12 protein-coding genes are annotated in these 12,194 nt (G+C 72.1%); all 12 read right to left on the reverse strand.

What is annotated here, in order from left to right:
* Positions 1–200 precede the first annotated feature (200 nt).
* Positions 201–1,457, reverse strand: coding sequence for a precorrin-6y C5,15-methyltransferase (decarboxylating) subunit CbiE (gene cbiE, locus ACGF12_RS20940; RefSeq protein WP_393031930.1), 1,257 nt, complete (start codon positions 1,455–1,457; stop codon positions 201–203).
* 160 nt (positions 1,458–1,617) lie between these two features.
* On the reverse strand, positions 1,618–2,253 hold the full coding sequence (locus tag ACGF12_RS20945) for a GNAT family N-acetyltransferase (RefSeq protein WP_393031933.1): 636 nt from the start codon (positions 2,251–2,253) through the stop codon (positions 1,618–1,620).
* Between the two features lie 198 nt (positions 2,254–2,451).
* Positions 2,452–3,276: a MetQ/NlpA family ABC transporter substrate-binding protein gene (locus tag ACGF12_RS20950; protein WP_393031936.1), complete on the reverse strand. Its 825-nt coding sequence runs from the start codon at positions 3,274–3,276 to the stop codon at positions 2,452–2,454.
* A 57-nt stretch (positions 3,277–3,333) separates the two neighbouring features.
* Positions 3,334–4,062, reverse strand: coding sequence for a methionine ABC transporter permease (locus ACGF12_RS20955; RefSeq protein WP_393031941.1), 729 nt, complete (start codon positions 4,060–4,062; stop codon positions 3,334–3,336).
* The gene (locus ACGF12_RS20960) at positions 4,059–5,084 is read right to left on the reverse strand and encodes a methionine ABC transporter ATP-binding protein (protein WP_393031944.1); all 1,026 of its coding nucleotides are present in this window, start codon (positions 5,082–5,084) and stop codon (positions 4,059–4,061) included. Before ACGF12_RS20960 ends, ACGF12_RS20955 begins: the two co-directional genes overlap by 4 nt.
* A gap of 551 nt (positions 5,085–5,635) precedes the next feature.
* A complete protein-coding gene (locus ACGF12_RS20965) occupies positions 5,636–6,139 on the reverse strand; it encodes a GNAT family N-acetyltransferase (protein ID WP_393031947.1) in 504 nt (167 codons plus the stop codon).
* A 235-nt stretch (positions 6,140–6,374) separates the two neighbouring features.
* Positions 6,375–6,632, reverse strand: coding sequence for a hypothetical protein (locus ACGF12_RS20970; RefSeq protein ID WP_393031950.1), 258 nt, complete (start codon positions 6,630–6,632; stop codon positions 6,375–6,377).
* A 107-nt stretch (positions 6,633–6,739) separates the two neighbouring features.
* Positions 6,740–8,164: an argininosuccinate lyase gene (gene argH, locus ACGF12_RS20975; RefSeq protein WP_393031953.1), complete on the reverse strand. Its 1,425-nt coding sequence runs from the start codon at positions 8,162–8,164 to the stop codon at positions 6,740–6,742.
* 133 nt (positions 8,165–8,297) lie between these two features.
* Entirely contained in the window at positions 8,298–8,846 is a 549-nt protein-coding gene (locus ACGF12_RS20980; RefSeq protein ID WP_387627893.1) for an arginine repressor, read from the reverse strand.
* 23 nt (positions 8,847–8,869) lie between these two features.
* The gene (locus tag ACGF12_RS20985) at positions 8,870–10,075 is read right to left on the reverse strand and encodes an acetylornithine transaminase (protein WP_393031958.1); all 1,206 of its coding nucleotides are present in this window, start codon (positions 10,073–10,075) and stop codon (positions 8,870–8,872) included.
* Complete coding sequence (argB, locus tag ACGF12_RS20990; protein WP_393032073.1) at positions 10,072–10,947, reverse strand: acetylglutamate kinase; 876 nt, start codon at positions 10,945–10,947, stop codon at positions 10,072–10,074. Before argB ends, ACGF12_RS20985 begins: the two co-directional genes overlap by 4 nt.
* Before the next feature lie 85 nt (positions 10,948–11,032).
* On the reverse strand, positions 11,033–12,181 hold the full coding sequence (gene argJ, locus ACGF12_RS20995) for a bifunctional glutamate N-acetyltransferase/amino-acid acetyltransferase ArgJ (protein ID WP_393032076.1): 1,149 nt from the start codon (positions 12,179–12,181) through the stop codon (positions 11,033–11,035).
* Positions 12,182–12,194 lie beyond the last annotated feature (13 nt).

The following is a 12,194-nucleotide window of genomic DNA, read 5'->3' on the forward strand; positions in this document are numbered from 1 at the left end:
ACCACGAACCGTCGCCCACCCGAAGGCGGTACGATCCCCGATGTGCTGAGCGAGAACCAAGCCAGCACAGCAGCTCCTTTGCCTGCACTGCCAAACCGGGCTGGTTCCAACCCGGCTGGTGTTGATCTCGTAAGCCCCGCCACCTGCTAGGTGTCAGGCAGAGTGAGCCAGGAATCCCCCTGCTTCAACTGGGGGAGGGTTCAAACGATCTGCTCACCCCAGAGCAGCAGCGCACCGCTCGCGCCCGTCCCGAGCTCCAGGCCGCCGCCCTCGCCCGCGGGCCGCAGCGGGGTGGACTGCAGGAGCGCCCCGTCCGCCCGGTAGCCCGCCTCGGCGATGGCCCGGCGGATCTCCTCCGCCTCGGCGAAGGTGCGGGCCAGCGCGACGAAGCGCTCGGGCTTGCGGGCCAGCACGGCGCGCACCACGTCGAGGCCGCCGGACTCCACCACCGCGGCGTCCGGCTCCGGCAGCCCGCCCAGCACCTCGGGGCCCCGGCCGTGCACCGTCTCCACTTCGACGCCGTACCGGCGGGCGTTGACGGCGAGCCGGGCGCAGGCCGAGCGGGAGGCCTCCACGGCGACCACGGCGGCGCCGAACCGGGCCGCCTCCACCGCGAGGGCGCCGCTGCCGGCGCCGACCGACCAGACCAGGTCCCCGGGCCGTGCACCCAGACGGGCCAGCACCAGCGCGCGGACGTGCGCGGGGAGTGCTCCCGACGCGCCCGTTTCATCCTCCGTGCGCCCGGCGCCCGCATAGGCGTCGACGGGGAGCGCCCAGCCGCGTTCCGCGCCGGGGTAGCCGACCGGGCGCCCGGCCAGCCAGCCGGCCGCCTCGCCCACCGCCCCGGGCTGGGCGGTGCCGCCGATCACCAGCACCACGTTGGGGTCGCGCCAGACATGGTCGGCGATCCGGTCGGAGGTCAGGACGGCGACGTCCTCCTCCGGGGTGCCGAGGGCCTCGCAGACCACGAAGGTCCGGTGCACCCCGCGCAGCATCAGGGCGAGTTCGCTCGGGCCCGCGCCCGGCGCGGTGAGCACCGCGACCTTGGGGTGGGCCCGGCAGATGTTGGCCGCGCGGCGCAGCCGGCCGCCGTGGGCGCTGACCACCTGGGCGTCCTCCCAGGGCATCCCGGCCCGCGCGAAGGCGGCGGCGACGGAGGAGACGGCGGGCAGGACTTCGAGTTCGAGGCCGTACTCGGGGCGGCGCAGGGTGCGCACCACGCCGAAGAAGCCCGGGTCGCCCTCGGCGACCACGACGGCGGCGCCGCGGTGCTCGGCGATCCGCTTGGCGGCCTGCTGGATGTTGCCGAGGGTGATCCGCTCGGCGGCGTCCGGCACCGGGAGGGCGCCCAGTTGGTAGGGGGCGCCGGCCACCAGGGTCGCCGCGGCGAGGGCCGCACCGGCGGCCTCGGTCAGCGGCGTTCCGTCCCACCCGATGACCGTGATCCGGTCAGCCATCTGCGGCCGTTCTCCCTCGACTCGTGCGCGGCTCGTCGCGCCGACTGTGCGGCACCGGTGCAGAGGCTACCGGGTGTGATCCCTCGGGGGCCGACATCTCGTACACATGTCCGTGCCGATCAGGTGGCCGGGTGCCGTCACGGCGGCGACGGGCGGTGGATCAGTCGCGCAGCACGTAGCGGTGGTCGCCGTGCCAGCCGTCCCGGCGCAGGTCGGGCGACTCCAGGTCCTCCGGGAGCAGGCTCCACAGGATCAGGTCACTGCGGCTCTCTTCCACGACCTCGCCGGACTCGCCCCGCACTATCCAGGCGCTGCGCAGCACGCCCTCGCTGATGCCGCCGATCTTCTGGGCGACCTGCTGGGCGGCGGTGTTCCCAGCGGCGGTGCGCATCTCCAGGCGCAGGAAGCCGCGGTCCTCGAACAACCACTGGGCGACGCCGAGCACGGCCTCCGGGGCGTAGCCCTCACCGCGGGCCCAGACGGCAGTGACGTAGGAGATCTCGGTGCTGCGCAGCCGCCAGTCGGTGTTGCGCAGCTCGACCAGGCCGACCAGGCGCTGGGTCAGGTGCTCGGTGACGGCGAAGACTATGCCGCGGCCGTCCGCCCGGTGGACGGGGGCGACGGTGCGGGCGAGCTCGGCCGCGTACTGCTCGGTGAAGGGGTGCGGGAGATCCGTCCAGGCCAGGACGAGGTCGTCGGCCATCATGGTGGCCAGGCCCGGGGCGTCGTCCTCCGCAAGGGGACGCAGCAGCAGCCGTTCGGTGCTGATGGCGGTCTCGGGGAAGCTCGCTGCCATGCCGTCTCTCCTCGCCGGGTCGTGAACACAACACCGTACGCCTCCGTCGCGCCCCGGGTACCACGCGGTGCGCCGCCGCACGACGGTACGTCAGAACCCGGTCTCCCGTGGTGTCCCTGGTGCATACTGCCCGACCGGGCCCCCGCCGAGGTGCGGCGGGGGCCCGGTTGAACGTGACAAGGTATGACCGTATGACGATCAGAAGGCCGGGATGACCGAGCCCTGGAAGGTGTCGTTGATGTACTTCTTGACCTCGTCGGAGTGCAGCAGCTCGGCGAGCTTCTTGACCCGCGGGTCGTTCTCCTTGCCCTTCTTGACGGCGAGGATGTTGGCGTACGGGTTGCCCTCGGCCTTCTCCAGCACCAGCGCGTCGGTGGCCGGCTTCAGGCCGGAGTCGATCGCGTAGTTGCCGTTGATGACGGCGGCGTCGAGGTCGGAGACCGAGCGGGGCAGCTGGGCGGCCTCCAGCTCCTTCCACTTGAGGTTCTTCGGGTTGCCCGTCACGTCGGCCGGGGTGGCGGTGGTGCTGACGCCGTCCTTGAGGGTGATCAGCTTGTTGTCGGCGAGCAGCTTGAGCGCGCGGCCCTCGTTGGTGGCGTCGTTGGGCAGGCCGATGGTGGCGCCGTCCGGCAGGTCGGTGATCGCCTTGACCTTCTTGGAGTAGAGGCCCAGCGGCTCCAGGTGCACGGTCTCGACCGAGACGATGTCGGTGCCGTGCTTCTTGTTGAAGTCCTCCAGGTACGGGACGTGCTGGAAGTAGTTGGCGTCGGCCGAACCGTCCTGCACCGCCGTGTTGGGGGTCACGTAGTCGGTGACCTCCTTGATGTCGAGCTTGAGGCCCGCCTTCTCCGCGAGGTTGTCCTTGACGTACTTGAGGATCTGCCCGTGCGGGGTGGGGCTCGCGACGACCTTCAGCGGCGCGTTCGGGTCCGAGGAGGAGGACCCGGAGCTGCCGCAGGCGGCCAGTGAGAGAGCGAGGCCGGCGGTGGCGAGGACACTGGTGAACTTCAGGGCGTTGCGCACGAAAAGTGCCTTTCTGCGTGTTCCTGGGAGCCGCGTCCGGAGTCGGACGAGGGAGGTCTAGGAGGCGACGAGGTCCTTGTCGGGAGTCGTCGGGGTGCGGCCGAGCAGCCGGGTCCGGCCGCCGGTGCGGCCGCGGTGGGCGAGGCGCTGGACGGCGAAGTCGCCGATCAGCTGGACGGCGGTGACGAGGATCACCAGCTCGGCCACGATGACCCACATGAAGGCCGTCTCGAAGCGCTGGTAGCCGTAGTTGACGGCGAGGGTGCCGAGGCCGCCGCCGCCGACCGTGCCGGCCATCGCGGAGTAGCTGATCAGGGTGATGACCGTGGTGGTGACCGAGGCCACGATGCCGGGCAGTGCCTCGGGCAGCAGGGTCTTGCGCACGATCGTCCAGGTGCTGGCGCCCATCGACTGGACCGCCTCGATCAGGCCGCGGTCGACCTCACGGACGGAGGTCTCGACCAGGCGGGCGAAGAACGGGATGGCGCCGATGGTGAGCGGCACGGTCGCGGCCTGCCAGCCGATGGAGGTGCCGACCAGCCAGCGGGTGAAGGAGATCAGCGCGATCATCAGGATGATGAACGGCACCGAGCGGGCGATGTTCACCACGAAGCCGATGGCCTTGTTGACGGCCCGGTTGGCGAGCAGGCCGCCCTTGTCGGTGAGCACCAGCAGCACGCCCAGCGGCAGGCCGAGCAGCACGGTGACCGCCGCGGACACCCCGACCATCTGGAAGGTCTCCTGTGTGGCGGGCCCCATCAGGGCCCACATCTGGTCCCAGGTCATGCCACCGCTCCGTTCCCCGCGCCGATCACGTCCACCTGCAGGCCCTGCTCGCGCAGGTAGCCGATCGGCACCACGTTGTCCTGGTGGGCGCCGGGCAGCTCGACCCGCATCCGGCCGACCATCCGGCCGGCGATGGTCTCGACGGCGGCGCCGAGGATGTTGATGTCGATCTGGTAGGTGCGGGCGAGCTGGGAGACGAACGGCTGGCCCGAGGAGTCGCCCTGGAAGGTGATCTCCAGCACGGTGGAGCCGGGCTGCCCGGTGCCGAACTCGCTGAGCGGGAACAGCTCGCGGGCCAGCTCCGAGCCGGGATCGGCCAGCAGGTCGGTGAGCTCGCCGGACTCGACCACCCGGCCGCCGCGCATCAGGGCGGCGGAGTCGCAGACGGTCTTGATGACGTCCATCTCGTGGGTGATCAGCAGGACCGTCAGGCCCAGCTGCTGGTTGAGGTCGCGCAGCAGCTTGAGGATCGAGCGGGTGGTCTCCGGGTCGAGCGCCGAGGTGGCCTCGTCGGAGAGCAGCACCTTGGGGTCGCCGGCCAGGGCGCGGGCGATGCCGACGCGCTGCTTCTGGCCACCGGACAGCTGGTTGGGGTAGCTGCGGGCCTTGTCGCCGAGGCCGACCAGGTCGAGCAGCTCGGCGGCCTTGCGGCGACGCTGGGTGCGGTCCAGGCCGATGATCTCCAGCGGGAGTTCGACGTTCTGCTGGACCGTCCGCGAGGACAGCAGGTTGAAGTGCTGGAAGACCATGCCGATCCGGCGGCGCGCCTCGCGCAGCTCCCGGCCGGCCCGGTTCTCGCCGCCGGACAGCGCGGTCAGCTCGACCCCGTCCACGGTGACGGTGCCGGAGCTCGGGCGTTCCAGCATGTTCACGCAGCGGATGAGGGTGGACTTGCCGGCACCGCTGGTGCCGACGACCCCGTAGACCTCGCCCGGGCGGACGTGCAGGTCGACGCCGGCGAGGGCGGTCACCTCGCGGCCTCGGGAGCGGTAGACCTTCGTGAGGTCCGTGGTGGTGATCACAGCTGCTTCCGTGGGTCGGGGCGGGCGCCGGTGTCGACCGCCCGACCGGGGTTGCGGTCGGCGGTGTCCCACGACGCCTCGCCAGGGGGATCCGGACCTGCCACCCCTTGATCGTGGCCGCTGGACGGCCGGGCCGCGCGACGGCGTGGCCCTTACGAGTCATCGGCGGCCGCGGGTGGGCGGGCACGCCAAAGGGAGGGGTTCCGGGAGGAAGGCGCGCTCGCACGGACGGGAGCGGCGCCGGAGTCTCGCTTCGGGGCGCGAGGGGGAGGCACCCTCAGCGGGGTGCCCGGGGGCGGTGGCCCTCAGCAGTGACACATTCGACGGCACATGGCACGCTCACCTGCCGGCAGCGTGCCGGTGGGGGTCCAGTTCGTCGTCGCAGTCATGTGAGCCAGTAAAACAGATCAGCCGAATTGCGCCCAATTATTCTGCACAGCTGTCCGCATTACGGACACGTGTAGCCGTGACCAGCGCAGATGCGACTCGGCGCCGCCACCTTCCGGTCCGGATGGTGGCGGCGCCGAGGAGCGGCCCGTACGGGCGGGGGCTCAGGCGGTCGCGGCGAGCGGGGTCGCGACCGGCTTCTCCAGGTGCACGAAGCTCAGCCGGCTGCTGACCTGCTCGACGGCGGTCTGCCGGTAGCCCTGGCGGGCGTACAGGCGCAGGTTGCCGAGGCTGCGGTGGCCGGTGAACAGGTGGTAGGCGGTCACCGGACGGCCGTCGTCGGCGAGGCTGCGCTCCAGGGCGTCCAGGAGCCGCCCACCCAGGCCGTGCCGTTGCATCCGGGGATGGACCACCAGGAGCCCTATCCGGCCGATGCCCTCGGCGTCGACGTGGCCGCGGACGGCGCCCACCACCTCGTCGCCCAGCCGGGCGACCAGGACGTGCTGCTCGGCCAGCTCGGCGCGCAGGCTCTCCAGGGTCTGTGTCAGGGGCTCGATCGCCCAGTCGCCGTACAGCTCCGCCTCGGGCTGGTAGCCCAGGTACTGGAGCTTGAGGATCTGCTCGGCATCTTCGGCCGCCGCGGCCGAGATGATCACACTCATGCCCATGTGGAGGGGCCTCCCCAGTCGTCGTGCCCGGCGCGCAGAGGGTGGCGCGCTCACGCTCAGTATCCGAGGGATCGCACCACCGTCAAGAGTGACGTTCGCCAGCGCTCTACCCGGGTGTCAGCTCCCCTCAATCTTCGGAGGGGCAGACAGTGGCGAGTGTCACGCCCGGGCGGGCGGGGGCGTGGAAGGCGGCGGGGTGAGGCGGGAGGGCGGTACGGGGAGCCGCCGCGATCACTCAGAGATAACGCTCCGCATGGAGCAGCAGCCGGAGGCAGGCCAGGCAGCGGGAGCGGGTGGGGCCGATGGAGCCGCGGGGCATGCCGAGGCGCTCGGAGAGTTCGCGGTAGGTCGGCGGTGGGTCCTCGGCGAGGGCGGCGACCAGTTGGGGGCAGCGGCCGGGCAGGGCGGCGACGGCCTCGCGGACCACGTGGCGGCGGCGTTCGGCGAGGAAGACGTCCTCGGCCGAGGGGACGGGCGGAAGGGCTGTGCACACACCGTGCATGACGGGCCCGGGCGGGCGCGGTTACGCCCGGACCGGGGCACGTACGCGGGAGGGGCGCGCCGGTCGGACCGCCGCGCCCCTCCCCCGCTGACCGACGGTCAGCCCTCGGCCCACTCCTGCTGCCGCGCCAGGTCCGCCTTCACCTCGGCGAGCTGGACCGCGACGGCCGAGGGGGCGGTGCCGCCGCGCCCGTTGCGGGCGGCGATGGCGCCGTGGACGCTGAGCACCGAGCGGACCTCGGGGGTCAGGTGCGCGGAGATCGCGGCGAACTGCTCGTCGGTCAGGTCGGACAGCTCGATGCCCCGGGCCTCGCAGACCTTGACGCAGGCTCCGGCCACCTCGTGCGCGACCCGGAACGGCACGCCCTGCTTGACCAGCCACTCGGCGATGTCGGTGGCGAGCGAGAAGCCGGCCGGGGCCAGCTCCTCCAGCCGCTCCCGGTGCACGGTGAGGGTGGCCATCATCCCGGTGAACGCGGGCAGCAGCACCTCCAGGGTGTCGCAGGAGTCGAAGACCGGCTCCTTGTCCTCCTGGAGGTCCCGGTTGTAGGCGAGCGGCAGCGCCTTGAGGGTGGCCAGCAGGCCGGTCAGGTTGCCGATCAGCCGGCCGGACTTGCCGCGGGCCAGCTCGGCGATGTCCGGGTTCTTCTTCTGCGGCATGATCGAAGAGCCGGTGGAGAAGGCGTCGTGCAGCGTGATGAAGCCGAACTCCTTGGTGTTCCAGATGATCACCTCCTCCGCGATCCGGGAGAGGTTGACGCCGATCATCGCGGTCACGAAGGCGAACTCGGCGACGAAGTCGCGCGAGGCGGTGCCGTCGATGGAGTTGCCGACGGAGCCGCCCTCGAAGCCGAGGTCCGCGGCGACGGCCTGCGGGTCGAGGCCGAGCGAGGAGCCGGCCAGCGCGCCGGAGCCGTACGGGGAGACGGCGGTGCGGGCATCCCACTGGCGCAGCCGCTCGGCGTCCCGGCCGAGGGCCTGCACGTGCGCGAGGACGTGGTGGGCGAAGAGGACGGGCTGGGCGTGCTGCAGGTGGGTGCGGCCCGGCATCGCGGTGTCGGGGTGCGCCTCGGCGAGGCCGACCAGGGCGTGCTGGAGGTCGAGCAGCAGGCCGCCGATGGTCTTGGCGTGGTCCCGCAGGTACATCCGGAACAGGGTGGCGATCTGGTCGTTGCGCGAGCGCCCGGCCCGCAGCTTGCCGCCGAGGTCGGCGCCGAGGCGCTCCAGCAGACCACGCTCCAGGGCGGTGTGGACGTCCTCGTCGGCGACGGTGCCGGTGAAGGTGCCGGCCTGGACGTCGGTGAGCAGCTGGTCGAGGCCGGCCAGCATGGCGGCGAGTTCCGACTCGGAGAGCAGTCCGGCCTTGTGCAGCACCCGGGCGTGGGCCTTGGAGCCGGCGATGTCGTACGGGGCGAGGCGCCAGTCGAAGTGGACCGAGGCGGAGAGCCTGGCCAGCGCCTCGGACGGGCCGTCGGCGAAGCGCGCGCCCCAGAGGCGGACGTCGGAGGACTGCTGGGCGGTCATCGCGGTGGCTCCTTACACGGCTGCAGTGGTGCACACATGTGCAGTAGGTGGCATAAGTATGCACGATGCCGCATGAAACACAAAACCCCGGCCGGAGCTGGTCCGAGTACCGGGGTTTCGGGGCGTCGTGGTGTTACTGGGCCTTGGCCTGGGCGAGCTGCATGAGGTGGTCGGCGAGCGCCTGGCCGCCGGACGGATCCCGGCTGATCAGCAGCACGGTGTCGTCACCGGCGATGGTGCCGATGATCTCGAACACCTCGGCCTGGTCGATCGCCGAGGCCAGGAACTGCGCGGCCCCGGGCGGGGTGCGCAGCACGACCAGGTTTCCGGAGGCGGTCGCGGAGACCATCAGCTCGCCGGCCAGCCGGGCCATCCGGCCCTCGCTGGCCGACTCCCCCATCGGCGCACGCGGCGTACGGTCGCCGCCCTCGGCCGGGACGGCGTAGATCAGCGCGCCGTCCCGGTTGCGGATCTTGACCGCGCCCAGCTCGTCCAGGTCCCGGGAGAGGGTGGCCTGGGTGACCACGAGTCCGTCGTCGGCGAGCAGCTTGGCGAGCTGGCTCTGCGAACGCACGGGCTGGCGGGTGAGCAGGTCCACGATCCGCCGGTGGCGCGCGGTGCGGGTCTGCGGGACCTGCGGCGTCGGGCCGGCGGCGGAGGGGCCGGAGCGGGAATCGGTCATGTGATTATTCTCCCGGACGACGGTCAGCTCGCATCGGCCGGGGCGCTCTCGCGCACCATCCGGAGGATGCCGGGCAGCGCGGCCAGGAAGGCGTCCGCCTCCTGCTCGGTCAGCACCAGCGGCGGCGCCAGCCGTACTGCGTCCGGGACGGCCGCGTTGACCAGGAAGCCCGCCTCCTGTGCGGCGGCCTGGACCTTGGCCGAGACCGGCCGGGTGAGCACGATGCCGAGCAGCAGTCCGGCCCCGCGCACGTGCGAGACCAGCGGGTCGCCGATCGCCTCGACGCCGTGCCGCAGCCGCTCGCCGATCTTGCGGACGTGCTCCAGCAGGCCCTGGGACTCGATCGTGTCCAGCACCGCGAGCCCGGCCGCGGCGGCCACCGGGTTGCCGCCGAAGGTGGTGCCGTGCTGGCCCGGGGTGAGCAGCTCGGCCGCCTCGCCGAAGGCCAGCACCGCGCCCATCGGCAGGCCGCCGCCGAGCGCCTTGGCCAGGGTGACCACGTCCGGCTCGATGCCCTCCTCGGCCTGGTGGGCGAACCAGTGGCCGGTGCGGCCGATGCCGGTCTGGATCTCGTCCAGGACGAGCAGGGTGCCGGTGGCCCGGGTGATCTCGCGGGCGGCCCTGAGGTAGCCCTCGGGCAGCGGGACGGCGCCGTTCTCGCCCTGGATCGGCTCCAGGAAGACGGCGGCGGTCTCGGTGGTGACGGCCGCGCGCAGCGCCTCGACGTCGCCGAACGGGACGTGGGTGACGTCGCCGGGCAGCGGGCGGAACGGGTCCTGCTTGGCGGGCTGGCCGGTGAGCGCGAGGGCGCCCATGGTCCGGCCGTGGAAGCCGCCCTGGAGGGCGACCAGATGGGTGCGGCCGGTGCGCCGGCTGATCTTGAAGGCCGCCTCGTTGGCCTCGGCGCCGGAGTTGCAGAAGAACACCCGGCCGCCCTCCCGGCCGTCCAGCTCCAGCAACCGCTCGGCGAGAGCGATGGTCGGCTCGGCCATGAAGAGGTTGGAGACGTGGCCGAGAGTGGCGATCTGCTTGCTGACCGCCTCGACCACGGCCGGGTGGGCGGTGCCGAGGGCGTTGACGGCGATGCCGCCGAGCAGGTCGGTGTACTCCTTGCCGTCGGCGTCCCAGAGCTTGACGCCCTCGCCGCGCACCAGCGGGATGCGGGGGGTGCCGTAGTTGTCGGTGAAGGTGTGCTGCCACCGGCCGGTGAGTTGCTCGTTGTGCGTCATGCCAGTCCCCCGGTCACGGTCGGTTCGTCGTCCGGCACGACCATCGTGCCGATGCCCTCGTCGGTGAAGATCTCCAGCAGCAGGCTGTGCGGGACCCGGCCGTCCAGCACGCGGGCGGTGCCCACGCCGGAGCGGACGGCGCGCAGGCAGCCCTCCATCTTGGGGACCATGCCGCTGGCCAGGCCCGGCAGCAGATCCTCCAGCTCGCTCGCGTTGAGCTGGCTGATCACGTCGTCGGAGTGCGGCCAGTCCTTGTAGAGGCCCTCGACGTCGGTGAGCACCACCAGCATCTCGGCGCCGAGCGCGACCGCGAGGGCGGAGGCGGCGGTGTCCGCGTTGATGTTGTAGACGTGGCCGTCGGCGCCGCGGGCGATCGAGGAGATGACCGGGATCCGGCCGTCGGTGATCAGCGCCTTCACCGCGCCGGCCTCGATGTTGACGATGTCCCCGACCAGGCCGATGTCGACCTGCTCGCCGTCCACCACCGCGTAGCGCTTGACCGCGGTCATGGTGTGGGCGTCCTCGCCGGTCATGCCGACGGCGAACGGGCCGTGCTCGTTGAGCAGGCCGACGAGCTCCCGCTGCACCTGGCCGGCCAGCACCATCCGGACCACGTCCATGGTCTCGGGGGTGGTCACGCGCAGGCCGTTGGTGAAGCTGGACTCCAGCCCGAGCTTGTCGAGTTGGGCGCTGATCTGTGGGCCACCGCCGTGCACCACGACGGGGTGGAGTCCGGCGTAGCGGAGGAAGACGACGTCCTGGGCGAAGGCCGCCTTGAGGCTGTGGTCCACCATGGCGTTGCCGCCGAACTTGATCACGACGGTCTTGCCGTGGAAGCGCTCCAGCCACGGCAGCGCCTCGATCAGCGTCATGGCCTTGGGCAACGCGTTGTTGTTGCGGGCCTGTTCGCCCTTGGGTGCGATCTGCACGGGTCTCGGTTCCTCGTCCGATCAGGTGTCAGCTGGAGTAGGCGCTGTTCTCGTGGACGTAGTCGGCGGTGAGGTCGTTGGTCCACAGCGAGGCGCTCGCCGTACCGGCGTTGAGGTTCGCGGTGATGACGACCTCGCGGCCCTTCATGTCCACCAGGTCGCGGTCCTCGCCCACGCCGCCGTCCTTGCAGACCCAGACGCCGTTGATGGCCACGTCGAGCCGGTTCGGGTCGAAGGCGGCGGAGGTGGTGCCGATCGCGGCCAGCACCCGGCCCCAGTTGGGGTCCTCGCCGTGGACGGCGCACTTGAGCAGGTTGTTGCGGCTGATCGTCCGGGCGACGTCGACGGCCTCGTCCTCGGTGGCGGCGCCGGTGACGTCGATCCGGATGTCCTTGCCGGCGCCCTCGGCGTCGCCGATCAGCTGGCGGGCCAGGTCGGCGCTGACCGCGCGGACGGCCTCGGCGAACTCGGCCTGGTCCGGGGTGATGCCGGTGGCGCCGGAGGCGAGCAGCAGCACGGTGTCGTTGGTCGACATGCAGCCGTCGGAGTCGATCCGGTCGAAGGTGGTGCGGGTGGCGCCGCGCAGCGCGGCGTCCAGGGCGGCGGCGTCCAGGTCGGCGTCGGTGGTGAGGACGACCAGCATGGTGGCCAGGCTCGGGGCGAGCATGCCCGCGCCCTTGGCCATGCCGCCGACCGTCCAGCCGGCCGGGCTGGTGACCTGGGCGGTCTTGTGCACGGTGTCGGTGGTCTTGATGGCGATCGCGGCGGCCTCGCCGCCGGTCTCGCTGAGCTCCGCGGCGGCCAGGGTGACGCCGGGCAGCAGGACGTCCATCGGCAGCCGGACGCCGATCAGGCCGGTGGAGGCGACGGCGACCTCGCCCGCGTTGAGACCCAGCTCCTCGGCCGCCTTCTCCGCGGTGGCGTGGGTGTCCTGGAAGCCGAGCGGGCCGGTGCAGGCGTTGGCGCCACCGGAGTTGAGGACGACCGCGGAGACCTGGCCGCCCTTGAGGACCTGCTCGGACCAGAGCACCGGCGCGGCCTTGACCCGGTTGGCGGTGAAGACGCCGGCCGCCGCGAGCGAGGGGCCGTCGTTGACCACCAGCGCGAGGTCCGGGGTGCCGGAGGCCTTGATGCCCGCGGTGACCCCGGCGGCCCGGAAGCCCTTGGCGGCGGTCACGCCGGTGTTCTGA

Origin of the sequence: Kitasatospora sp. NPDC048296 (assembly GCF_043201815.1) — a bacterium.
GTDB lineage: Bacteria > Actinomycetota > Actinomycetes > Streptomycetales > Streptomycetaceae > Kitasatospora.

Excerpts from the sequence above, each read along its gene's own strand:
- argH (WP_393031953.1), bottom strand. The coding sequence starts at position 8,164 with ATGACCGCCCAGCAGTCCTCCGACGTCCGCCTCTGGGGCGCGCGCTTC.
- ACGF12_RS20955 (WP_393031941.1), bottom strand. The coding sequence starts at position 4,062 with ATGACCTGGGACCAGATGTGGGCCCTGATGGGGCCCGCCACACAGGAG.
- cbiE (WP_393031930.1), bottom strand. The coding sequence starts at position 1,457 with ATGGCTGACCGGATCACGGTCATCGGGTGGGACGGAACGCCGCTGACC.
- ACGF12_RS20980 (WP_387627893.1), bottom strand. The coding sequence starts at position 8,846 with ATGACCGATTCCCGCTCCGGCCCCTCCGCCGCCGGCCCGACGCCGCAG.
- ACGF12_RS20985 (WP_393031958.1), bottom strand. The coding sequence starts at position 10,075 with ATGACGCACAACGAGCAACTCACCGGCCGGTGGCAGCACACCTTCACC.
- ACGF12_RS20965 (WP_393031947.1), bottom strand. The coding sequence starts at position 6,139 with ATGGGCATGAGTGTGATCATCTCGGCCGCGGCGGCCGAAGATGCCGAG.
- argB (WP_393032073.1), bottom strand. The coding sequence starts at position 10,947 with ATGACGCTGATCGAGGCGCTGCCGTGGCTGGAGCGCTTCCACGGCAAG.
- ACGF12_RS20945 (WP_393031933.1), bottom strand. The coding sequence starts at position 2,253 with ATGGCAGCGAGCTTCCCCGAGACCGCCATCAGCACCGAACGGCTGCTG.